Origin of the sequence: Lysinibacillus sp. FSL W8-0992, from assembly GCF_038008685.1 — a bacterium.
GTDB lineage: Bacteria > Bacillota > Bacilli > Bacillales_A > Planococcaceae > Lysinibacillus.
The window spans coordinates 1,634,299-1,658,628 of record NZ_JBBOZQ010000001.1 but is presented as its reverse complement, the minus strand read 5'-3'; the positions used below and the strand labels follow the sequence as shown (position 1 = coordinate 1,658,628).

At 37.6% G+C, this 24,330-nt stretch carries 23 protein-coding genes and 1 other RNA gene; 1 reads left to right on the top strand and 23 read right to left on the bottom strand.

Annotated elements, in window-relative coordinates; translation table 11 throughout:
• Window positions 1-52: 52 nt before the first annotated feature.
• From NSQ74_RS08040 to NSQ74_RS07950, 19 genes are all read right to left on the bottom strand, one after another.
• Window positions 53-970: an HNH endonuclease gene (locus NSQ74_RS08040; RefSeq protein ID WP_340822587.1), complete on the bottom strand. Its 918-nt coding sequence runs from the start codon at window positions 968-970 to the stop codon at window positions 53-55.
• Window positions 971-1,151: 181 nt separating this feature from the next.
• The gene (locus NSQ74_RS08035) at window positions 1,152-1,928 is read right to left on the bottom strand and encodes a hypothetical protein (RefSeq protein ID WP_340822584.1); all 777 of its coding nucleotides are present in this window, start codon (window positions 1,926-1,928) and stop codon (window positions 1,152-1,154) included.
• 479 nt (window positions 1,929-2,407) lie between these two features.
• Window positions 2,408-3,355 carry a protein NO VEIN domain-containing protein gene (locus NSQ74_RS08030; protein WP_340822582.1) on the bottom strand — a complete coding sequence of 316 codons (948 nt, stop codon included), beginning with the start codon at window positions 3,353-3,355 and terminating at the stop codon, window positions 2,408-2,410.
• A 304-nt stretch (window positions 3,356-3,659) separates the two neighbouring features.
• The gene (locus tag NSQ74_RS08025) at window positions 3,660-4,412 is read right to left on the bottom strand and encodes an alpha/beta family hydrolase (protein WP_340822580.1); all 753 of its coding nucleotides are present in this window, start codon (window positions 4,410-4,412) and stop codon (window positions 3,660-3,662) included.
• Window positions 4,413-4,883: 471 nt separating this feature from the next.
• On the bottom strand, window positions 4,884-5,486 hold the full coding sequence (locus NSQ74_RS08020) for a DUF1643 domain-containing protein (protein WP_340822578.1): 603 nt from the start codon (window positions 5,484-5,486) through the stop codon (window positions 4,884-4,886).
• A gap of 719 nt (window positions 5,487-6,205) precedes the next feature.
• Window positions 6,206-7,147, bottom strand: coding sequence for an oxygen-dependent tRNA uridine(34) hydroxylase TrhO (gene trhO, locus NSQ74_RS08015; RefSeq protein ID WP_340822576.1), 942 nt, complete (start codon window positions 7,145-7,147; stop codon window positions 6,206-6,208).
• A 587-nt stretch (window positions 7,148-7,734) separates the two neighbouring features.
• The gene (locus tag NSQ74_RS08010) at window positions 7,735-8,004 is read right to left on the bottom strand and encodes a hypothetical protein (protein WP_340822575.1); all 270 of its coding nucleotides are present in this window, start codon (window positions 8,002-8,004) and stop codon (window positions 7,735-7,737) included.
• Between the two features lie 867 nt (window positions 8,005-8,871).
• Window positions 8,872-9,426: a site-specific integrase gene (locus NSQ74_RS08005; RefSeq protein ID WP_340822574.1), complete on the bottom strand. Its 555-nt coding sequence runs from the start codon at window positions 9,424-9,426 to the stop codon at window positions 8,872-8,874.
• A gap of 719 nt (window positions 9,427-10,145) precedes the next feature.
• Window positions 10,146-10,487, bottom strand: a complete 342-nt coding sequence (locus NSQ74_RS08000; protein WP_340822573.1) for a hypothetical protein — start codon at window positions 10,485-10,487, stop codon at window positions 10,146-10,148.
• Entirely contained in the window at window positions 10,487-12,790 is a 2,304-nt protein-coding gene (locus NSQ74_RS07995) for a phage tail tape measure protein (RefSeq protein WP_340822571.1), read from the bottom strand. The genes NSQ74_RS08000 and NSQ74_RS07995 overlap by 1 nt, the downstream gene beginning before the upstream one ends.
• A gap of 338 nt (window positions 12,791-13,128) precedes the next feature.
• Window positions 13,129-13,521: a phage tail assembly chaperone gene (locus NSQ74_RS07990; protein ID WP_340822569.1), complete on the bottom strand. Its 393-nt coding sequence runs from the start codon at window positions 13,519-13,521 to the stop codon at window positions 13,129-13,131.
• A 98-nt stretch (window positions 13,522-13,619) separates the two neighbouring features.
• A complete protein-coding gene (locus tag NSQ74_RS07985; RefSeq protein WP_340822567.1) occupies window positions 13,620-14,714 on the bottom strand; it encodes an SU10 major capsid protein in 1,095 nt (364 codons plus the stop codon).
• The gene (locus tag NSQ74_RS07980; RefSeq protein ID WP_340822566.1) at window positions 14,714-15,178 is read right to left on the bottom strand and encodes a hypothetical protein; all 465 of its coding nucleotides are present in this window, start codon (window positions 15,176-15,178) and stop codon (window positions 14,714-14,716) included. Before NSQ74_RS07980 ends, NSQ74_RS07985 begins: the two co-directional genes overlap by 1 nt.
• A 383-nt stretch (window positions 15,179-15,561) precedes the next feature.
• Window positions 15,562-16,008 carry an HNH endonuclease gene (locus tag NSQ74_RS07975; RefSeq protein WP_340822564.1) on the bottom strand — a complete coding sequence of 149 codons (447 nt, stop codon included), beginning with the start codon at window positions 16,006-16,008 and terminating at the stop codon, window positions 15,562-15,564.
• Between the two features lie 98 nt (window positions 16,009-16,106).
• The gene (locus NSQ74_RS07970) at window positions 16,107-16,238 is read right to left on the bottom strand and encodes a hypothetical protein (protein WP_340822563.1); all 132 of its coding nucleotides are present in this window, start codon (window positions 16,236-16,238) and stop codon (window positions 16,107-16,109) included.
• Between the two features lie 28 nt (window positions 16,239-16,266).
• Window positions 16,267-16,578, bottom strand: coding sequence for a hypothetical protein (locus NSQ74_RS07965; RefSeq protein WP_340822561.1), 312 nt, complete (start codon window positions 16,576-16,578; stop codon window positions 16,267-16,269).
• 22 nt (window positions 16,579-16,600) lie between these two features.
• Complete coding sequence (locus NSQ74_RS07960) at window positions 16,601-17,539, bottom strand: hypothetical protein (RefSeq protein WP_340822559.1); 939 nt, start codon at window positions 17,537-17,539, stop codon at window positions 16,601-16,603.
• Between the two features lie 21 nt (window positions 17,540-17,560).
• Window positions 17,561-17,797: a helix-turn-helix transcriptional regulator gene (locus NSQ74_RS07955; protein ID WP_340822557.1), complete on the bottom strand. Its 237-nt coding sequence runs from the start codon at window positions 17,795-17,797 to the stop codon at window positions 17,561-17,563.
• A 1,878-nt stretch (window positions 17,798-19,675) separates the two neighbouring features.
• A complete protein-coding gene (locus NSQ74_RS07950; RefSeq protein WP_340822555.1) occupies window positions 19,676-19,924 on the bottom strand; it encodes a hypothetical protein in 249 nt (82 codons plus the stop codon).
• Window positions 19,925-20,036: 112 nt separating this feature from the next.
• Between NSQ74_RS07950 and NSQ74_RS07945 the strand changes: the two genes are divergently transcribed.
• The gene (locus NSQ74_RS07945) at window positions 20,037-20,279 is read left to right on the top strand and encodes a helix-turn-helix domain-containing protein (RefSeq protein WP_340822553.1); all 243 of its coding nucleotides are present in this window, start codon (window positions 20,037-20,039) and stop codon (window positions 20,277-20,279) included.
• Window positions 20,280-20,301: 22 nt separating this feature from the next.
• On the opposite strand, the gene NSQ74_RS07940 is transcribed toward NSQ74_RS07945, so the two are convergent.
• The 4 genes from NSQ74_RS07940 to ssrA all read right to left on the bottom strand — a co-directional run bounded on the left by NSQ74_RS07940 (window position 20,302) and on the right by ssrA (window position 24,170).
• Window positions 20,302-20,901: a hypothetical protein gene (locus NSQ74_RS07940; protein WP_340822551.1), complete on the bottom strand. Its 600-nt coding sequence runs from the start codon at window positions 20,899-20,901 to the stop codon at window positions 20,302-20,304.
• A 304-nt stretch (window positions 20,902-21,205) separates the two neighbouring features.
• The gene (locus NSQ74_RS07935) at window positions 21,206-21,970 is read right to left on the bottom strand and encodes a hypothetical protein (protein WP_340822550.1); all 765 of its coding nucleotides are present in this window, start codon (window positions 21,968-21,970) and stop codon (window positions 21,206-21,208) included.
• A gap of 739 nt (window positions 21,971-22,709) precedes the next feature.
• On the bottom strand, window positions 22,710-23,684 hold the full coding sequence (locus NSQ74_RS07930; protein WP_340822549.1) for a tyrosine-type recombinase/integrase: 975 nt from the start codon (window positions 23,682-23,684) through the stop codon (window positions 22,710-22,712).
• Window positions 23,685-23,814: 130 nt separating this feature from the next.
• Window positions 23,815-24,170: a transfer-messenger RNA gene (gene ssrA / locus NSQ74_RS07925) on the bottom strand.
• Window positions 24,171-24,330 lie beyond the last annotated feature (160 nt).

Here is a 24,330-nt window from a genome sequence, read left to right as displayed (position 1 = left end):
TTCAAAGCATAAAAAAATGCAGAGATGTTTTAAACCCATCCTGCATTTCATATTATTGAAATATATTTTTCCGATGCCATCTAAAATACTGCTTATTCTCTTCATATCTTGAAACTTTCATCTTTTGATGAATGTTATACATTCCATAATTCGTTGCTGGAATTCGTTCTGAAATGTGAATTAAGCCTGTTCCATCAAATGTAATATAACCTTGATCGTATAATGCGTCATGATTACAGCAAAGCAATACACCATTATACGGATCTAACCGTTCTTCATTCGAACTTTCCCGCCAAGGCTTAGAGTGGCTTGCACGTAGAAGCGCCGGTAGCTCAATACCACAAAGTGCGCATTGATGATTCCATAAAGGTAATAATGCTGCTTTAAATTTTTCTTGGCCAATACGGATTTTACGTTTTGCTTCCGCTTCTGTTTCGGTAATCACTGGAATAAGCGTATTTCGTTCTGTGCGTACTACCGTGCCAATCGCAAATTCTAGCTGTTCATCATCCACTTGATAAATATTCATATCACTAATAATATCTAATAGCTTGATCGCAAGTTCTTCATTACATGGATATAAATAGCCTTGGTTTCCATCCCCATCTTGCTGGAAAGCTGAGTATTTAACAGGCAATAACACTTTCAACTCATTAAAGTAATCTTTAATCGTTAATGGTTGTTCTAATTCATGGTATTGCAGCTTCACTAGAAAACCTTTCTCTTCCCACTGGTCATATGTTGTTAGAGAAGCAGGCTTTTTGCCCTCCTCACAATCAGACAGCGCAATGCTAATCGCAACGATTTTTCCTTTTACGTAATGAAAAATACGATCTCCTGAGCTCACTTCCTCCATACGTCGCCATGAGTGCGGAGTGTTTCCGCCTTTATCTTTTTGTGGTGACCAAATGATTTCTGCTTCTTTTTCTTCTTGATAGGTGTGCCCTTGCATGACGATGTAGTGGTTCATTATGTTCTCCTCTTCTATTCATTACTTCTATTATAGCTAAAGTCTTCAAAGTATTTATGTATATATAATTGATTTAATACATAAACTCGTTTTTTAAGTACGCATTCGTTAATTACAAATAATAAAAGCCATAGTAGCTCCTTTCAATTGAGCAACCTATGGCTTCAATATTTATAAATAGTCATCTTTTACTTAATTCGTTTTCTATCCACTCAGAAATTAACATCAAAACATCATCACCTGCATATTTCACATAGGTATTCCGACCTATTAATGTAATTTCTCTTCCAATTTCTACCCCAGCAATACTTCTCGTTGTAGATACGAACCCTTCAACTTTATTTTTAATTTCCCCATCTATTTTTGTTGTTTGACGTAACAATACCTTTTTAGGTTGTACATCAAAGAAATTAAAAATCTCCATTGTAGTTTTCTTTCCATTTAAAAATAAAGTATGAAAATTCCCATACTTAATTATTTCCCCTAGCAATTCTATGTCACCAGTACTTACTAAATCCTTTTGTTGATAATTATTTAATTTTCCCCATATGTCTTTTGTAGCCCATTGGCTTAAATCAAGGTGACAAGCTGTTCCTTCATAATAATCGTACCCAGTGGAATTCTTAATAAATTTTGAAATTCGATTAAACCAATCTTTATAAACCACATTTCTCTCAAAGTATCTTTCGCAATAATCTAATATCTGTTCTCCATGTTCTGCTTTAATATCAGCATAACTATGTAATCCTAAACTATCCAGAGTATGAAACCTATTTTTCCCATTAACTAAATCAAATTCTTTATAACTCGGATTTAAGCTAATAGTAGCAATCTCTGCAGTTCTAAACCTCCCAAATGCAATTACAGGCGTACTTCTAGGGACAATTGTGCAATTTTCTGGTGCACTCTGTTGTAGTCTACTTAAGATTTTTTCATCAAGTGTTTGTATAGTTTTCACCTCATTATATCTATAAATTATACTTTTCTTTCATCATCATCCGAAAATAGTTGTGCTGGATACAATAGTTAATTTGGTAAAAAATACAATATTTTCTATAATTATAGTATAAACATTATAAAATATAAAGAGTACAATCAATATTTCATTGAAAGTCGTTTGAAGTACTGTTGTAGTACTGTAATAATACGGTAACTTGCTTATTAACACTACATTTCTTTACGCAAGGGGTTGTCCAAATGTAGAGAACATTAGGAAACTTTACGTTTGTATATTTTCAAAAAATAAAATGCGTCTAAAACCCTTGGTAATAGGGTCTTAAACGCTTTTAGTAAATTTAAAACTATTCATCTAAAACTTGATACTTCCTAGAATAGAATCTAGCATCTGGCGAAATTTTATCATTTCAGTTGTACGAAAATTTTTTGAGGAATAGTGAAAGAATATTTATGACTAGACTTCACGATTAGTACCCATATTTAAAAACTAATCAGGTATGTTAAAGGTTTACTATTCCAACTATTATCGTTCATTAATTCATTTGGATTTGCGACTAGTTCTACTTGTGCATTTACACTTAAGCAATTAACTACAAATGCCATATAATAATTATCTTTTAATATCATAGCAGCTTTAAGCTCACCATCAGTTAAAATGAAATTAGTTATCTTATTTGAGACAGTTCCTTTTACTTCAATATGTAGTTTCATCCCCGTTGATGTTTCACAACTTATGTCATACCCTGGTTTGTTGCCCAACTTCGCTTCCCAAACAACATTAATATACCCTACATCTTCCAGGTATCTACAAACCAACTCCTCTGCTCGATCCCCAACTTTTTTAGCATTTCTAGAGTACCTTGGCAAATTGTTGTTTTTGGATGATGAAGGATTTGAACTTTTATTACTTTTTGTACTTACTAATAAGCCTTTACCTTCAGATATATTTACATCATCGAGTTTAGGAATAGAGCCATCCGTAAAGGAAATTATTTTGCGATTGGAACTACTTGTAGATGTATTACTATAGCTTCCACTACTTAATACATTCAAATAGTTCTCTTTTGTTAATTCTCGCACACCATTTCTAAAAGCTTGTGAATTACTATGCTCTTCGAGATATTGACCCTTTTCATCTTTAAAAAAAATCGCTTCATCAAACTGAATAAAATCCTCAATAGTAGCAAAGAATTGGCTAGGATCATTAGGATCTACTGTAACTTTTCCAATCTTGGCTGTTCCAAAATAATGTTGTACCTTGGATAATCGGGCATTTTCGAAACGCTGATCTTCCATTTTACCTTTATAATATACTACTAATGTTCCTGGTTCTAACAGTTTTTTGTATCTTTTAGGAAAATGATATAAAACTCCTGTTTGATCTGAATATTGAGAAATATCATTTTCTGTAATTGCCGCATACTTCATAAAAGCCCCCCTAAATCAAGATTGTACCCTCATATATATTATTGCATAATTAATAACATTTCAGATAAATTTAACGCCCTAAAACATTCATAAATGTGTGTCATTTCCACAGGCATAAGAGAGGCGATAATGCTCAAGGGTTCAGATCCTTTTGAATTCATGAAATGTCATTTACGTAACGCTCAAAAGCTTGTTCTGCACATTTCTTGACCATAAAAAACTGCACCTCCGATTGTTAGATTGTGTCTAACCCATTGGGGTGCAGTTCAATTTAAGATGGATTTTCTAATTGAAGTTCCCTAAATTATTTCTGATTTAAACTATCCAACAGTTCTACAATATATTGTGATGTTTCCATCATCTGCTGTTTATTTGTTATTGAAGATTCACCGTCACCTTTTTGATGTCCATAATCTCCAAATCCTCCATGATTCCCACCGTTTATTTCGATAAAACGTGCGTCATTTGGCAAAATATTTTTAACATCCTTTACTTTGTTTAAGTCTGCAACTTTATCATTGCTTCCCCATAGTGATAAGACTTTTATTGGTTGACTACTTAGATTTGTTTTTGATTGGGGATAGGATGCTAATAGTACCAAGCCTTTTATATTATCATTTTTTAGTGCATAATCTGCTGCCATGACGCCCCCTAAAGAATGTCCTCCGATCACCCAAGTATCAATTTCTTTATGATTAGTTATAATATTGTCTGCTTTGTTCGGTGAAAAAATGGCTAAGTTAAAGCTCATTTTCGCAATACTAACGTTATAACCTTTTGCTGCTATCTCTTTAGCGATTGGTGCATATGCGGAAGCTTCTACCTTTGCTCCGGGATAAAAAATAAAGCCGATATTTTTAGCATTCGATACGGGTTCAAATAAAATATTGCCATTTTCTTCAACTTTAACGACTTCGTCAGATTTCAAACTATCCAAAGCTAATGAACTGGCCTTATAATATGAACTTACATAAATAAAAAATCCTGCAACTAGCAGTATTAACAAAGCAAAAATTCCAGTGAAAATTTTAAATTTTAGAGATTTCTTTTGTTTCATCGTATATCCTCCTATCCTATTTATTATATTCAGCTTTGCAAAAATGTTTTAATTGTTCACAGTATCCACTTCACCCATTCATACTAGCCCTGAAATATGCTCGTTTACATTTTGTTCTGTCCATTTTTTGTCTTCAAGATTGACTAATACGCTCATAATTTTAAATTTCAAACTTTGGACGATGACTTTTCGGAACACTCCAACTATACGGACGTTGACATGATGGTAAAGCTGATTTCATACCAGAGCCATCCTTCAATCCCCCCGACAAAGTTTAACATTATATTAATAATAGCACCCGCATCTCGTTTTCACTTGGAGGTGCAAAGTGACATAACTTACTTTGCACATAAAAAACACCACCTCAAATGAGATGGCTACATCATTTTAGATATTCAACTAAGGTTTACCTTTTAAAATCCCGAAACTCATATTGATTCATAGGGGAAAGGGCTATTAAATTCCCCTACTTTATCCCTCAATATTGTATCTTTTTAATTTCCAAGAATAAGCCCAAGTCCGAGGATGCCTTGGATACCCCTCTTGCGTCAAATCCTCCATATGATAGATTTCCTTGTTTTTAATTAAACGAAAAATTTCTTGAATCCTATTGTCATAATCAAATATGTATCCTTTTCCCCAAGCAATAATTATTAATTGAGCATCTTTGTTAGCCATTTCAATTATCGTATTATTATTATATTTTCCGTCAGTATCTATCCCCTTAACAAAATCCAAACTTTGTACTGAAATATACTCATCGACTTTTTCTTGATATATCTCACATACTACATAAAGATTAGTAATAATAATTTTCCCTATGCCCTGTAAAACACCAGCAGAGTTATTTAACGAAACGTATTTGATAATACGATTAAGAGTGTTGTCGGAAATTTCCTCATTTGCTTTACTTGGATTAATCATCATTAAATGGACAGCTTTTTCGGCATCGCCATTTTTTAATTCTATATCTAACCTATATCTCCTATTAGTATCAATGTCATAATGTACTAATTTAACATTTTTCACATACTCATTCTTATAGTAGAAAATTCTTTTTCTTGCTCTTTCCATAACTGCCCCTCCTCTATATATGAATTATCTATGGAGTAAATATTTCAATGTATTCTTTACAAAAATCAGCAGATTATTTAACCGTATGATTTCTGTTAATGAAAAACTTTCAAATATTAAATCTACTAACCCTTAATGTTTTATAATTAAATAAAGGTAAATTTTATTATAATTCCCCATCTTATATATCCGGATTAATTTTTATTATACGCCCTTTTTTTCTTCCTTTACATAATTTTTCTTTGTATTCAGAATAAACAGTATAAATATATAATGAATTGAAAACGATTATACTTTTACAAGTCTTTTTGACAAACTCGAAGTAAATGTCAATGATTTAATGGATTGTAGCCGTGTTGAAGTAAAAGTAGAATGTGATTATTGTAAAAATCCTTTAAAAGAGATATTTAGAAGTGCAGGATGTACTTACTCCTAGCATCCACAGTAATTTTATTAATTTAAAGTGTGCTCCTCTGCTTATACCCATAATAAGACAAAAAAGAATCCCATCTATTAAAAGACAAGATTCTTTAAACTCAAACATTTTTTGCTAGTAGTGTATTCCAATAAAAATTACATTAAAGAAAAAACACCCTATGTAAGCGAGCAGACTAGTCCAATTTTGAAATGGATAGTTTAAACACTTACATAGAGTGGTCTATAGTTGGTTAAGGTTATGAAAGATTAATGACATTTTTTATTTAGACAGCTTTTCATGCTTACGCTTGTAACGCCTCAATTGTTTGAGCTACTTGCTCTTCTGTTAAATTGTGACGCACGATGTAGCGATTGCGTGCATGCTTTGTACATTCGATTGTACAGCCCCCTAAATGCTTTGCTTCATTTTCTTCAGATGCGATGATTTGCTTGTTACATTCAGGGTTTGCACAGTTAATGTAACGTTCACAAGGTTCACCGTCATAGTGATCACGGCCGATAATCACATGCTCTACTTGATTGATTGGCACCGTTAAACGCTCATCAAATACGTACATTTGACCGTCCCATAATTGGCCTTTTGCAACAGGGTCTTTTCCGTATGTTGCAACACCGCCATGTAATTGACCGACATCGCCAAAGCCTTCACGTTTCATCCAGCCTGAAAACTTCTCACAACGAATCCCACCCGTGCAATATGTTAAAACATTTTTCCCTTCGAATAGCTCGCGATTTTCACGTACCCATTCTGGTGTATCACGGAAGTTTTCTACATCTGGTCGAATCGCACCACGAAAATGGCCGACATCGTATTCATACGTGTTACGCACATCTAATACTACTGTATTTTCATCTTGCATTTCAGCAAGGAATTGTTCTGGTGACAGGTAGCGACCTGTTAATTCATGCGGGTTAACGTCTGCTTCTAAGCCTAAGTTTACTAACTCAGGACGTGGGCGTACGTGCATTTTTTTGAATGCATGGCCATCTGCCGCATCAATTTTGAAGACAATCCCTTCAAATAATGAGTCTGCTTGCATGTTTGCCATGTATTGCTCTGTTTGCTCAATTGTACCTGATACCGTACCGTTAATGCCCTCATTAGCTACTAAAATACGACCTTTTAAACCGATTTCTTTACACATTGCTAAATGCGTTTCCGAAAACGCCGCTGGATCTTCAATTTTCGTGTAATGGTAATATAATAAAACTTGATAATTCATTTGTTTCCACCTATCATTTCATATATTTGCAGGATATACCTGATAGTCTATTTTACGACCTAATAACCATAAAGGATTTTCATTTAATATGCTATCGGTAATTAGGCTGAAATGGGTATAATTATTATTTTTAAAGCATTTGGAAAGAGGTTAGTTTACCTTTTTTTATAAAGAAGTATGATTCCACAATCAATATGGCTCGATTGTTGAATAAACTACTTTATTATTAATAGTACACCGTTTTATTGGATTACCTAAGATGTGAATATTCAACTATAAAATTCCCTAAAATAAAATAAAGCATAAACTTTCCATTTGGGAAATTTATGCTTTACGGCACTATTTAACAGTATTTGTACTGCTATATATTATGTATGGAGACGGCGGGAGTCGAACCCGCGTCCCTTATTCGTTATTGCATCGCTATAATATCCGCATTGTTGTAACGTTGACTGTACCGCCATTTGAAACGGTGATATAAACGTACTGGCGGACAAATATCCGTTCAATGGTCGTACATTGCATAGTCGACCTTCTTACGAATCATCTTACGTTATTTGACAGCGGAAGTAAAGCCGATTTATCCGCTAAATATAAAATGTCATATTTTCATATGGCAAATTTTCCGTTATATCTTGCTTGATTGCCAGCTGCATCGCTCTAATACCTTGCTCACGTTTATTCTGCTTATTATCATCCGTAAACTCTGCTCTATAACATACATAATACGACAACTCACGTATTTTTAACTCGCCAATTTCCGCAAAACCCGGTATAAACTTTCTAATATATCTAGCATCCGCCTCGACTATATCGTAAGTTAAACCTGTCACCCTTGCTACTTCTGCGTATACCATCAGTACCACTCTCCTTTACGTACCGAGTATAACGCCCTTAAAACAGCATTGGAATAGGCTTTACTGACCGTTGTGAAATCAGTATTTACGGCTCTTTTAATCTATGCTACTATATCCGTATAATTTAAAAAATCGGATTCGAACGACTACACATTAGTCGTTCTTTTTTTATGCGTCAGTATTACGTTGATTAGATTACTATATAATAGTAGAAACTCAGACGATTCCAGACGGTCAACTATTCCAGATGCGTCTGACAGCGCTGAATATTAACCGCCCGAGTTTAAAAAATTATAGCGAAAATTTCCTGAGGTAAAAAAATAGCTCGAATATTAAACTAAAGCTCCCGTTTGTTGAAGAATCTAAATTTCTGTTCCATTTGAGAGTCTCTTTTTAATAACAAAATAAGTTACTACTCCTAAGCAAATGTAGATTATTAACACACTACTACCCAATATCGCAGAGTATTTATATACACCATAAAGACTGTATATACTTAGTAAAATATAGATTGTTAAAAACACAAGTCCTTTCTTTCTGCTTTTCAAAAAGACTGAGGTAAAAATAGCCAAAACTATACTAACGACTGCCAACTGAAATAAAATGAGTATTGTGAACATCAAAATATTATTATCCATTACACCAATCCCTCCTACATGACTTCTACAAATAAAAGCAATTTCCTTGTTCCGCTAAATTGCTCTGTTAGTTGAATAGTAACAATATTTCAGAAAATTATCCATTATTTTTCCAAAAAGAAAAAAGTTGTAGGTAAGGTCCGAATACCAGAAAGCGCCATTCAGAATCGAGGGCTTTGGGGTCACGCAGTTTCAACGCAAAAAAAAAGACGACCGCCGAAGCAGTCGCCTATAACGCAAAATCTTCCATTGTTGCATCAATTTCATCGCTTGTAATTCCAATATATTTCAACGTAATTGAAGGCGCTGAATGATTGAATATGTGTTGTAACGTAGCAACGTCCTTATTGCGCTTGTAATGATGATAACCGAAAGTTTTCCGCATTGTATGAGTGCCAATGTCATCACGTCCTAATGCGTCAGCAGCCTTCTGTAATGCTCGATATGCTTGCGTTGTGCTGATATAACTATCGCCTCGACGAGACGGAAATAGGTAATCATTATCGTTCATTCCGCGAGTATAATCTTCTATTGCTTCACGTGTTGCCTTCGGAATTAGGAACCGTTTAGGCTTGCCGGTCTTTTGCTCGGTAATAATAACGTGCTGCCTACCCTTAACATCGCTTACCTTTAGCGGTACAATGTCCGATACTCGTAAGCCGGTATTGATTCCGAAGTTAAACATAAATACGTCTCTAGCGCATGCATATCTCGCCAATGCCCAACGCATATCCTCGATTTCCTGCGCCGATCGTAACGGCTGTACGTTCTTTTCATTCGTCATAATATCCGCCTCATTTCATACGTTATCGTACATACTATGTATCTTAACGCAATCATAAACGATGGATATAGTAAAGTCAACGTTTTGTATGTACGAAAATATAGAAAAACGTACATATCTAGTTATTTACGCTAGTATTTTAGAAACCCCTCGAGTTTCAGACATCCCCGTCCAATCCGACTGTCTGCCCGTTGTAATCTGCGTTAACATTACGTTATCTAACTTTACATAAATTTTTATATTCACAGTTCCTTCTATTATATGTCCCGTTGAAACCGCCGAATTATGTAAAGTAATGTAAACCTCTCGCAAAGTGTTTTATGTGCTTGTCCATTCGGAGCCTCTACCCGTCATTTATGCGTCAGAACTAACGTCTACTATAGTTACCTTTTTGACTTCCTTCTATATAATGTCGTCAATTTCGGAAGGTTTAGTTATTGACGGACTATGCCGATTACAAAATGGTGATAATCGTCGAGAATCAAAGTGTTTTAAGTGCACCTGCAAATCCGTCATCTGCCCGATTAAATCGATCATATACTAGCGTCAAAAATGCGTTAAAATCGGACATAATCGGAACTATGTATTTGAAGTTTCTTCTATATAATGCGTCAATTTTGCGTTATGTCCGATTTACAAACGGAGTTCTAAGTAAATAGGCGAAAAAAATCGGCAAGCATAGCTGTATTAGCCGATGCCTGCCCCCATTTATTTTAGCGTTATTCTCCCATCGCTAATACGTACAATAACTGTTGATGCTCCGGCTCGAAAACCCATATCTTAGCACCTTCGACTAATCGATTGGGATACTCAATTGTTCGGGTAACACCATCAATTTTAACAGTCTCAGTTCGATTGAACAGGTCGGGATTGCAAGTAAGACCCTGCGCAGGAGTATCAACGGTATCTCCAGTTACTAGGATTCTAAAATTAGGATACACACTAGTCACTGTTGCCGTACGAATACGACCGCCTGGATTATAGCCGACATATTCTATTACATTCAACAAACGGCCAACCGCACTGCCTTCTTTTATTATTTCCGGTTTATATACACCCACTAAAATCCTCCTCTTTTCTCTAAGATTCCACTTACAAGCGCATCTGCAATTTTACGAATATCAGCTTCTTCGCGAACAACCATGCCAGGCATATTGATCGTTGGTCTAATCGTAACTACACTAGGCGTGCCTTTTTCATTGCGAGGAGTATTCGCAGTGTTATATGAATTATAAGTTGAGTTGTTTGTTATCCCTACGCCTGTTGAGTTGTAAGTAACATCATCTACTCCCGAACTGCGTGTTTTTCCACTAATCATAGAACGATATGCTTCCGCCTCAAAACGAGGTAATACCATTTCTCCTTTGTGCAAATATGATAGATAATTATCATAAGGCACGTTATTTAGTCCATGATAATGCGAACCGTCCGGTTTACTGCCGCCGAGCATATTACCAACGAACGATACAGTCGAGTTGATTCCGCTAGATAGCCAGTCCGGCATCTTAACGGAACTAATAAATCCGACGAAATCCTTAATGTTATCGTATACAGTCGAAATCCATCCGCTCAATTTTTCGAACCATCCCTGTACGCCAGATAACGCATCAGAGAATATGTCGAACGCATTTTTAACGCCAGTTAAGATAAATTCGACAAGTGGCGCTAGTACGTTATCCCACAGCCATTTAATTACTTTAGACATCAACTCGAATCCTTGGGCAATAGCGTTAATAATCGGTTGTGCAATAGTCCATAAAGTCGAGAATAGTTGCGCAACAAACGAAAGCGCTGGAGCAATAACGTTATTGAAAACTAGTACCGCAACATCTCCGAGAATTTGCAGTAGGTTCCAAAGTCCGCTTAAATACGGTTGAATGACCGTCCAAAGGTTCGAGACTATGCTAGAAATTGTCGTCCATACCTGCGTAAAAGCCCCCTTCAACCGTCCGAATACTGAGGAGAATTGCGTCACCTTTTCGGTAACATACGCTTTTACTTCCTCGAATTTCGCCTTAACCTTAGCGAACGATCCAGCTCCGAAAATTTCGTCGAAAACTCCCTTAACTCCGCCTGTTTTAAATGCAGACATCAAATCGGATATTTTCGACTTTATACCGCCCACTACTGCATTCACTTTTTTAGCAATGTCCGGTGGGAAGATAGCGTCTATTAATCCGCCAGTGCCCCCCGTTTTAAATGCGCCGACCAACGACTTGACTTTCCCTATGATACCGCCAATAATGCCTCGGAACGTTTCGCTATTGTCATAGAGCGCCTTTACTCCGACTGCTGCGGCCGCAATTCCTGCGGCTATTAATGAAATCGGATTTGCTAGCATTGATATAGCTCCTACAGCAATTAGTGCTCCAGCAAACGTTGCTATAGCCCCTGCCGCATATGCGATTGGTTTACGCCATTTCACGAATAAATCGTACAATGCGATTGCTTTATCTGTAACCTTTCCGAGCAGACTACCTAATTTGTTACTGAGTGCTTCGGTATCAATCCCATCAAACATCTTGTTTAGTCGCCGTAAGAAGTCGCCTAATTTCGTATTACTTTCCATTCCCATGTTTCTAAAGAAAGTCTGTGACTTCTCTTCGAGTTGGGACCACAATCCTTTTGTTGTATTTCCCATCTTATTAACCATTTCATCTGTTACACCCATTTTGGTTAATAACTTATCTAATCCGGCCATCTTAGCAGACATGCCGTCCATTTTAGTGATTTTTTGTAATTCCTTTTTATCCAATCCTATCGCATCGTACATTGAAATGTAGTCACCTTGCATAAGCTCCTTAGTTGAGAAAGCTGCCTGCTGAGTATCTACACCGGAAAGCGCCTGTATACGTTCAACTAATCCCCAAACTTGTTTGAGTTCATCAACATTTTTACTAAGTCCCAAGAATGCCTTTGAATTTGACAGCATATCTGTGCTATTTAAAACAGGACTGTCAATTGCTGCTTTCTCTACCATTTGGAGATATTTTTTCGCCTTTTTATCGTCACCGAACATACCGCTAATTGCCATCGCATTTTGTTCGTAGTTTGCTGCAGCGCCGATTGTTAAATTAAACAATTTGGCCGCCCCATTTGCTCCCACGTAGGCCCCCGCGATTCCCACTAAAGCGCCTTGCATCCCGCGTAATGACGTACTTAGTCCGTTAGCCCCTACGCGCAATGAAGTGACTCGAGTTGCAAACCCACCCATACGATTCGACGTCAAAGAAACGGCATCACTAAAACGGTTAGTTGTTGATTGTGCCCTCGACATACTTTCGCTCGTAGTTCTGCTCGTACGGTTCATTTGTTCCATCATTTGTGTTAATCGACGCATACGAGACGATCCTTCGTCCCTCATTCTGAAAACTGCGGTTAAATTAATAGCCATTAGTAATCAGCTCTCTTTACGGCTTTTTGACTGGCTGATATAAACCGATTGCTATGTTCATATAATTTGTCATTCATTCGCATACTCTCCTTTGACAAAATAAAAAAGACGCCCTATTAAGAGCGCCTTCTACTGCCTTTGTTTACGTTCTAATTCTTTTCGCTGTTGATCTTCTTCATCCATCACAATCATTTCTGACGCATACATAAACGTCCTATAACGCTTCTTCATCTCATAAACTTCATGCGGCGGTATGTGGTGATTTTGCCATATGCGGTGCAATAAGAATGCTTCACCACCCGCCTTAATTAGTTTTTTACTTCTTCTATTTCTTCCTCGTCGTTAAAGCCGGATAGTGTCAAAATTGCATTTTGTAATGTTGCAATTTCTCCAGCTAATAACGCTTTTTGTATGCAATCTCCTGCGTCAGCCGCTTTAAAATGCTCTAACAATTGTCTATCCGCAAAGTTCGGCTCAATCGTTGCTTTAACGATAAGTAAGCGTGATACTTCTTCTTCATTAACTCTTAGCTCCGTTTTCTTACCGTTCTTAATCGGATAAGTTGCCTGGTCACGAATCATATCGATATCCTCACCTGTAAGTGCTTTAATCGTAATAGAATTACCTAAACGTTTAATAAATACCTTTTCCGTAATTTCTACTGTAGGTTTTGCCCCTAAGAATGCGTCTAAAATTGTCATTTAATCGTCTCCCATACATTTAATTTTTTTTTGAACTGACTTTCACGTTTGAAACAAAAAGAGACAAACGAAATTAATCGCAAGCCTCTCGAAAATTGTTACGCTAGATTTTTAATTCGACCGTGTGCCGACTCTTGCTTGAATTCAAGAGTATACTCGCCTACGATAAAACCACGTTGACGGTCGCCTGTAACTGCCGCAGGAATATGGTGGAATCCGCGGTCATTTAACGGCTTGATTGCCGTACGATTAATGTCGATGAAGAAAATCTCATTCGACTTAACATTATCGTTCATGACTATTGGGAACTGCCCGAAGTCGGTTACTAAGTGATCGACTACTTGTCCACGACTGTTTTCCGCTTGTGTAATGCGGATTTTATCGCCTTGTAAATCACTTATAGCACGCTTCTGATGCGCTGACACAATGAACGCATACTGTCCGCCACCTGCAAGACCGCCTTTCTCGAACACCGTCTGTACCATATCCGTAAGCATCTTAATTGAAATAGCGACTTTACCTGCGTCTGTAACATTTGTCTTAATGAAGTTACGTAGACCGCCTAAATGTCGTACAGTACCATCATCGAACTTGACTCCGTTGATTAACGATTTTTCAAGCTGTAACGCAACTTCAAGTTGTTTCTTCGCTTTCTCGTAGTTGTATAAGCCGTCTACACCATACTGTGATACTGATTCTGCTGTGCCAGTAACTTCTACCGATTCCATGAAGATTTGTGTATAGTTTTCAACACGTTGGCGTGGTTTGTAGCGTGATTTCGGAATGTCAGCGCCTTCTTCACCACGTACATATAAGAACTCAATCTCTGCGTCTTTTGCGATTGCCGAGGCTGTTGTACCTGCATAACCACGTACTACTGTGATTTTCTTAGCAGAGGTATTAATCGCAGTAACCTGTACTAACTCCTCCTCGATTTGTGCAATAGCATCGACTACAAATGGCTCCACGTCAGCTACGGTTAACTCGGTAGCTTCGATAGCAGCAAGCGCCGTCACCTTCGTTTTGACTGCGAATGTTTGATCCTCGTACCAAACGTGAGTTGTATTAGTTACGGGTTGTTTAAAGCCTAGTAAGTTTACTAGAGGCGTTTGATTTGGATTGAGTAAAAGTACCTCGTCTACTACAGATTCTTTCTTACCTACTAATTGAGTAGTATTAATTGCGTTTGTCATTATCGTCGTCCCCCAAATTGTTTAATTTTTTGTTTTAGTCCGCTAAATGCGGCAATATCTTCAACGCTGCCAGTTCGCTTAGCTACTGCCTCTGCGTCCGCTAGCATCGTTTGATGAACTGTTTTTGTATCATTACCGCCATTAGTCGCTGCGCCAATCGGTGTCTGCTTTGGCTTCATACCCTGCAAGATGCCGAGCAGTTCGTCGAGCGCATCGCCTTCTAGCTTTGTAGCGTCAAGGAACGGCTGTAATTTATAGAAGTCTTTTACGCCAGATTGTTCGACCTTCTGTGCGAATATCTCGGCTTTTTGAGTCGCCTCTTGCTCTGCTATTTGCGCTTTTAACGCTTCATACTCGGCTACCTGCGCTCGTAAATCGTCAATTTCCGTTTGATCTGGCGATTGATCGGTTACTTGTTCCTCGATTAATTCTTGTTCTGGCTGTTCTGTTGTTTCATTTGTCATTTTCCTTTTCCTCCTAAGTTATTAAATGTGGGATACTACGGTGTGTTTATGGAACACTCACCGCCCTTCCAGTTTCGGCGGTCATGGGTAACGATTTTCGATGATTCTTTATTTCTAGCACGTTGAAATAAGTTGGTTGATAATTTATACGTAGGAATCGTTCTCTAGTCGTTTTAATACAGATTTCAAGCCCCTCCGCAGTCTAACTGGAATTTTGAATTGTATTGCGTGTAATTTACCTTCGCGAGTGTGATAGGTTGCCATGACCGCGTAACCCTTCCTGGCTTTGATACGCTTGATTGCGATAGGGTATCCCGCGCCAACATATAAGGCGTAGAAATCGTCATCCAATTTCCACGCCTCAAATTCTCTATTTATTTTCGTCATACTGCAGCCTGCTTGTGCTTGTCCATAAGACGTCTGTACCAAGCGTTGCATTCTTCTCGTTGGAACTCATATAACTCGTCATATAGCGCCTCATAATCACGGTTACCTCTCGCTGCCAGCAGTTTTACGAGTGGTGCAACATCGTATGGATTATATTTTGTCTCGATAAACTCGAGGAAACTACGATCATTTTTCTTTCGATTTACGCCGACATCAACGACAATAATGTTGCCTATCGTATTCGCACCACCTGCTGACATCGGAATGACATGCTCGAGAGATAAATCGTTGCTAAATCTACCTGTATACGCACATCTTCCGCCAGCTAACTTAAACAAGTACATAACATCGTCGTAAGTTAAATCGTTTGCAACCCCGAATTGCTTAGCTTTTCTATTTGCATGTCGGAAAGCACCTCGAGCCCTATTTTCAAGCGATGCCATGCGGTATCGAGCGTCCTTCCGTTCACATTCAATGCAGTGTGTCCGCTTCATACTGTAAAAATGTTTGGTTTTAGTACCACATTTTGTGCAAACCTTCATTAACATGCACCGCCTTTACTTTGAGCAACAATTACATCTAACTTGCCCTCTAAGCGTGCTAATGAAAGACTGATAGCGTATAGCATCTCCATCGTTTTAGCATCTGTTTGTTGTTCTGTTTTCTCTGTCATAGTCATCATCCTTTTCATCTGTTAATTTTTACTGAATATATTCAATGCTAACGGTCAAGCCGTTTCGCACGATTACATTTACTAATTCCATTAATAAGCGAGCATTAGGGTTTTGGTACTCGTAGTTGTACTCCATAGCCAGTGGCTCACTTGTTGTAACCACTGCGATTTCTGTTTTTTTGTAGTGTTGCAAGACCTTACGCAGCGAAACAAATGCAGGGAATACGAGGTTTCCGTTATGATAAACCTCACGAAATATACTTTCGTCAGGCAATTCAATAACGACCTCTACTGTTGCTGGACCTGTTTCTGTTACTGTTTGTTTAATGGTTAGTGTCATAATCTTTCTCCTTTTCCTCTGTTTAATTGAACTGCACCATAATCGCAGCTAATTGCTCACCAGTTCCTGCGAAGATTGTTCGAGGATTGACTGTGATACGTTTCTCACGTCTGTCTCGCGGATTTTCATAGAAGCTAAATACTACTTGTCCATCTATCTGAACGCGATTTAATGCCGTTTTTAACTTACCTGCGTTTGCATATTCCAATAGAACCGCAAGTTTCTCTAGTCCCATCGGGCGTAGACGATCCAGGTCCGTTTCGTCTGGATTGAAGCAGATTGTATTTGTTTCGAAATTTAAAAAAGGCATAACTGAGTAGACTAGCGCAAGCTGTCCAACCGTTTTGCCGTTTGTTTTCTCATATAAGTCACGTATCGTTTTCTTGAACACTCGCGTGTGTTGCATATCTGATACTGCGTGGCTGATTGTCTTTACATTTCCTCGATAAAATACCGTTGGATTCATAAAGATACAGTCATCGATTTCCGTTAAAATCTCCGCCTCTACGTAGCGTTTGAATAATTCGCGTGAACGTTTCGTACTTAGCCCCATCAACTTTTCAAAGCCTTCGCGGTCAATCACTCGTCCATTATCGTACTGCAAGCGCCCTGTATTCCATGCGATGTAAGTACCGAGGTACATTAGACGTGCAATATCGGAATTGTTGAGTGTTGGGAATCGTTCGCTTATCATGCGTGACTGTTTAAAGAAGGAGAATACAAAGCCTCCGTTTTCTTTTTCGTGATCTCCGAGGATTTGCTTCGATTCAATTACTTTGGATTGCGCTTCTGTTCGCACTGGCGTTAACTCGGCAACATATCGACCTTCCAACGATTCGTGTGTTTCTCTGTCGTAAGGTACGCCGTCAACAACTATAAAGTTTGCCTTCTGCGCAATTGCCTTGCGTCGTGTATTCGGGTGTAGCTGTACGAATTCTTTTCCTGTAATTGCTGTTGTCATAGTCATCATCCTTTTCATCTATTATTTTTGTAATGCGTCGGCAAGCGTTTGAATTTCTTCGGTTGCTGCCATAACCCTGCGACTTGCTTCGAGCAATGCGGAACTGGCTCTACTTGCTACTGCGTCAGAAAGGCGACGTTCTTCACGTTCTATTGCGCCTAGTGTTGACGACGATATTCCGAGTTTTCTCGATAATTCTCCTTGCGTAATTCCTAGTACCTCACGATACTGCTTGATTTGATGTGCGTTTAATTTCACGGTAAGACGCTCCTTTCTGACTTCGTAGTATTTTTAACACCACAATAAAGCCAATTAAAAAAGCCGCCCTAGTGGACGACTGAAAAATACCTCTTCAATATATAAGATACAAACTAAAGTGAAATGTAGGCTTCCATTTGGCATATTTACTTCCTTACTCTATAGGACAGACAATTCGGCAATTATATGGGTCCTCACTATCTATGATACAAGCTGCTCTAAAGTATGGGTCGATGCCTTAAACTTCCATTCATATAGCATAGATAACTAAACGCCATAAATATCGGAAATTTTCACCACTACAAATGAGATAGACCTTCCTCACATGTATAGCCAACTAAACGGTAAAAATGGCGGAATCGATTTATAAACATTTCCCTCACTATCTATGATACATACTGCTATAAAATATACGTTTGCCTTAATATCCTCTTCATAATATAAGATACAAACTGCTCTAAAGTACAAGTTCCCTTCATATTGTATAAGCCAAGGTTTTGCAATAAATATAACAATTACCCTTAAATTAATTCATTTACCTATAATGTATATCCAACAACTAGATAAAAAGTTAACATTTTCAATTGGCAAAGTCTTTCTCCGTACTCTTAGGCTAGATACGTTTTACTGAAAAATATGGCTGAAACCTGGACGGCGATCATTTATAAAAATTGCTCCTCACTTCATAAGATGACTGAGCGGTAAAAATATGGCTTTCTGTTAAGAAAAAAATACGCCTTCCCTTGTATAGGTGTCTAAAACGGTAAATTGTGTATTAATAAACGAAGCTTTTTTACTTCCTCATAAGGTAAGCCATGAAACGCTGAAAAAAGCAATAAAATATATAAAAATAAATCTAAAATTGCGTATATTCCTAACCTTATAGCAAGCTAAACGCTAAAAATATGGCATCAACGTTTAATTTTTTACAAAGTTAGTACTCCTCTAAAAAAATACCATCCCTTTATGTCCCGAATATCCGGAATTACCATCCCTTTATGTCCACCTTAGATTTTAACAAAACACACAATATATAGTTATAAACGCATAAAATACGCTCGTTTTTACATATATCTTGTACATTTCAACAAATCAAATAGAATCTTATCTATCTTATCTTACCGTCCGCACACGAAAAGATTTACGCTAAATATGTATTGATATGCCGATATTGTACGCTAATACCGAAGGTGTCCGAGAAGTTGTAACAACTTCCTTAAACACTTGCGTCCTCATTTTGCAAAGATCGCAAAATAAGTCCGCGTCTATCTATTACAGTGATATTATTACAATCGCAAGATATCATCATTAATGTAATATCAGATATGGAGCGCTAGCGACATAGAGGATTTGCGCAGCAAAGACTCGTAATATCTTTTACCTTCATAAACGTCAGATACGTTTCTAATAGAAAAACGGCTACTCAGCAAAGTAACCGTCTCCAATCGCAGTTGGCGCTACGATTTTGGTACTAGTCGCTTGTTGGCGCAAGCTCTAGCGAATATTTGCCGATTCTGTTGGGGCAGAATCAGCGTTATATATGACTCACTAGCAATGGATCTCATAAGACGTTAGGTTTCTCTTTCTTTATAAAGCGTCGATGTCAACGCTTAGCAATTTGATGGTGGATGCCTAATTCAGTCGCAATTGAATTTTTATAGGCGTTAGTTTCCGACTTGTTGGCGCAAGTAGGATTCAGCAATTGGGGACGACATCGTCCCGTTTTAAACTTTATACATGTTTTTACCGTACTATTTACCGGTATGTCGCTCTGCAACGCGTCGTACATGTATTCATGAATGTATATTTACCGTAATATACCGTACTAAATTCCTGTATCAGCACCCGATACCGTAGTATCCGGTTAGATATTACGTATTACGAAGCTAAACGATCAACTTGCGCAAGTACCATGAGTAGATGCTCCGCTGTGTATTCGTTCAAATTGGCAAGAATAGACGCCAATTCCTCTGTATATTTGAGGTTTATATCTGCGTCATTTATCATAAGCGTTGCTTCGCCTTCTTCTTCGCAGACGATTAGCTGCACCCCATCCATTAATTGCGTTGTTACCATTGTGACTACATAATCCTCGTCGAGTAAAATACGTTGGCTAGATTGATTCATTCGTAAAACCTCCCGATATTCTAATTTACGGTACGCTTATGAGTACCACTTCTGTTATCATTATATGGTACGCTAATGCGTAACGTCAAGTGTAATTTAGGAGGAATTTTGTATGACTAAGCAAGTTGTTATAAAAATCGATTATTTAATAGAAAAGTACGAGGTTAAATCATTAAGGAAATTGGCGGAGATGTGCGATATAAGACACGCAGCACTAAGCGAATTAAATAATGGCAAGAGAAGAAATATTAACTTTGGGCATATTGAGAGGATCGCCGAAACTTTGGGGATTGATGATATTACCGAGATAATTGATTTTATAGAGGTAGATGACAAAAAAGACGACGGCCAATAACGGCTATCGTCTTTCTTCCCACTTAACATGCGTTCTTCATTTCAATCATTTTTCCATTACATGCTAACTTCTGCTTAGGTAGTTTACCAGTTAGGAAAGTGTCCTTATAGATGCACAAACAATTTTCCATTTCCCTTGGTGTAAGAATTTGAAATTCCACTGGAAACTCATGCATATACAGATACTTTCGTCCCCTCACTGCTTTACGACCTAACAGATTTATTGCCCCGGTTCTCGTTCCCCTGTGAAGATATACCTTAGTTGGATAGAGTCCAAAAGCATATCCAATCCGCTCAGCAGTATCATACACCGTCAAACCCCCAATGCCTTTTATGCCTTTTATTCTAATAAGTTTCATAAGTTCTTCAAAATCCTTTAAGGTAGGTATTTGATGGTAAATGCTCAGCAAATGTTTTTCCAGTTTACCCTTAGCCTCTAGTGTAATTCTTTTCTGATGGCACTGCGTTTTTTTATCAGGACCAATTGCCCAGCCAACTAAGCGGCAGATTTCTATGGGATCCTTCCAAAACTGTGCATAAAACAATAGTACATTAATTTGAGACTTTGAAAATTTTTTTCTTAGAAAATCATTAACTACCAGTTTACTTATAGACATATTCATATTCCATTTCCCCCATTCAATTCATAATTCTTCACATATCTCATGGATATGTTAAATTTCTTAAATGTATGCATTTTTATAAAGCCGAGTCATATCATATTAGTTTGTAAACTGTTTTTTTGAAAAAAAATTGGTTTCCCCCTTTCTGTATGTATTTTACGTTAACGAAAAAAATTTTTTAAATAGAACTTCATGTAAATTGAAAAATATTTGATCTTACTGAGTTAATCGATATTCTAGAAGTAGACGAAGAAAAAGCGCATGCCGACTAATTGGCTGCGCTAATAACTGAAAAAGTAATATGTTATTCACTTTCAGAGCCTGCTGCTATTTCTAAATTACCTGGAGGTAATAATTGATCCAATGCTTCTTGAGAAACAATATCTTTAACTTCATCTGGGAGCAATTCTCTAGAAAAGCCGGCCACTCGTCTGGTCATATCTGGATTGCGTTTAATCCATTTAAAAAGTCTTACAGAAAACGAAAGGAACCAATTTTTTTTATTTAATATATCTAAATGTTTTCTTAATGTATTAATTTCAGAATAAAGCTGATCTAAATTTTGTTTTTGTATATCTTTATTTTCGTCTTTTTCAAGAATTTCATTCTTCAGCAATTCTTCTAGTTCATTTAACTTATATCCTAGATTTTCCCCTTCTTCTTTTGTGAAAAATTGATCGCCTTCTTCTCCCATAGAATGAATTTTTTCTTGCAAGGACTTTAATATTTCATCATGCTCGTTTACTTTTCTTGCAATAGGTGTCTTTGTCATTTCATTATATATATTATTTAACCACTCTCGGATATTAATTAAGAAGTCGTATTTTTTTAAATAATCTTTTCGAACTGTAAATGTAACAGCTCCAGGATTAAACTCTACTTTAAACCTTTCTTCATCTTTATATATGTTTCCTTTAAATTTGTATTGTGGTAAATAAATATATTGAATATTTAACTCTACAAAATCTGTGTAATTTTTCGATTCAATACTAAAATCTTCAATTAAAAAATTTTTCCTATTTAATTCATTTTCAATTTCTTGAAGAAACGTTGTTGTCAAATTATACATAGATTATTTTCACTCCTAAAAGATGCTCTTCATAAATCTATTTCGACAAAAGCAAAAAAAATTCCTTCTAAAATCAAAATATACAAAATAAACTAATTAACATTAGATAGATTTATTGAATTTTGAATAATGAGTGAGTTGACAACAGCACCTATTTTCAGCAGAATAGCTGCTCGATCCGGGAAATCGGCGCAGAGAGGTTACCTATTATCGCTAAATTCGTAGAAATACGTGAATAGCAACAATAAGTAACAACCGCATATTTCAGCGTCATAGTGACGTCCTGGGTGGCTCGTATGCTCCTGTTAGATTGGGATATTTCTACCCGTATGTACTCGTCTAATTATCGTCCTAGACGTGCGGTAGTCCTTAATTGAGCGTATTTGTACGCAGATTGTCCGCTTGTACATGCTTACCCTAGCCGTAACTAGCCGATAAACCATGCCGCGCCCTTAATGGTGGCGCTCACCTATTCGTCGCAACCGTAACAGGAAACGGCTTGACCTGCGATATATCCGATTTTTTGCAACGGTTCGGCAACCTTTCCAGGTTATTTTAACGACGAATTATGGGCAACCTCGTCGCTACTGCTAAAAAAGGATGCACTTAATAGAAGTTGCACCATCGAAAAAATTTCGATATAATGAACCCTAAGAAACGCTATTGCTGCCAGGCAATTTTTAGCGTAGATATTAAGTTAGAAGTCGTTAGTGCGTCAACACTAGCGGCTTTTTTCTGTTTATAAATAATCACGCAAAGACTCTGCGACAAATTCCTTCTCTAAATCGAGGTAGACGGTTGTTGTCTCCAAACTTTTGTGTCCGAGAGCTTTCGATATTAAAGCGACATTAGCGCCTTGATTTAATAAGTTAGTCGCAAATGCTCGTCTTAACGCGTGAGCATTGACGTTCTTTAAGCCGAACTCTCTTGCATATTTCGTTAATGACTTTGAAATTGCGTTACTGGACGACTGGCTATTATTAATGCCTTGTCCATTTGCGGATAAGAAAACGTAAGTATTACGCGTATTGTATTTACGGCGAATCTGCTTGTTTTTCTCGATTAATACTTTCAACATTTCCGCCAACTGATCGTCTATCGGCAGCTTTAACGTGTCGCGATTTTTAAGGACCGCACCGTCCATATCAATGGTATTCTTAACAAAGTCCATATGACGTTCACGCAATTCACCAATCGTTGTTATTCGCAGACCTGTCTTATACATAAGCAAAATCGCAACTGAATCACGGAAACCAACGTAAGTGCTACGGTCAATAAGCGATAGTAATACTTCAACGTCGCTCTCTTTTGATGCACCTTTAACCGTCTTATCAACTTTAATTTGAATCTTCGACCAAAAACGAATCTCAATCCAACGGTTATCGAAGAAACGATTAAGAATCGCCTTCAACGATTTCAAGCGAACTAGCTTCGTTGCATTTGATACGTCGATTTCGTTCAAGTAATCGTAAATCATATTCGCATCAATATCTTCGACGTATCGAACGCTTGTCACCTTGATAAATTCGTTCCACGCAAACTCATAGCTTTCGATTGTTCGCGGTCTGTTACCGCTGATTTCCATTTGACGAAATACCGTCTTTAGCGCCTGTTGTACCGTTAATGAATCGCGCCTATCCTCTACGCGCTTAAAATCAATATCGAATGATTCTTCGACAGCAAATGCTCCGTGCTTTCTCGTACGTTTAACCACGCAAAAAAACCTCCTAATCCGTTAAGATTAGAAGGTCGATTGTTGTCCGCTTGACTGTACGTTTGTACAGCGTCAGACGCTATGTACGCCATTTGAACGTTGATATAACGCTACAAATAACGATTTTTACTTATGGAGACGGCGGGAGTCGAACCCGCGTCCAAAGACTCCAATACTTCAGCTTCTACGCGTGTAGTTTGTCCATTCGCAATTCGCGTAGCATTATGCCGACAAACAGGCGTCCTGTACGCTAACCTGGAAATCTCTTGCCGGTGACTCAGGTGGCACCATCGACCGTATCCCACTAAAGTTGGGCCCCACGTTCTCTACATGGGCGATAGAGAGGCAGAGCGCTTACGAGCTTACGCTGCGAAAGCTAAGTTTTGTTGTTTGCCAGTTATTATATAACTTCCGTTGATGACGGAGCCGAGACCTCCGACGCGCGACCAAAGCTTGAACCATCCCTGTCGAATCCGTAACGTCCCCTTGAATATGATGCGAAGCTTATTGCCTCGATCAAACAAAGAGCTAGAATTGCTTCTAGTACGGTTGAAGAGTAGTACTACGCTTCAATACATCTGGCATTAACAATACTTATTATAAAACAAACCTAGCTGTACTTCAAGTATAGTGCCTTATTTACAGA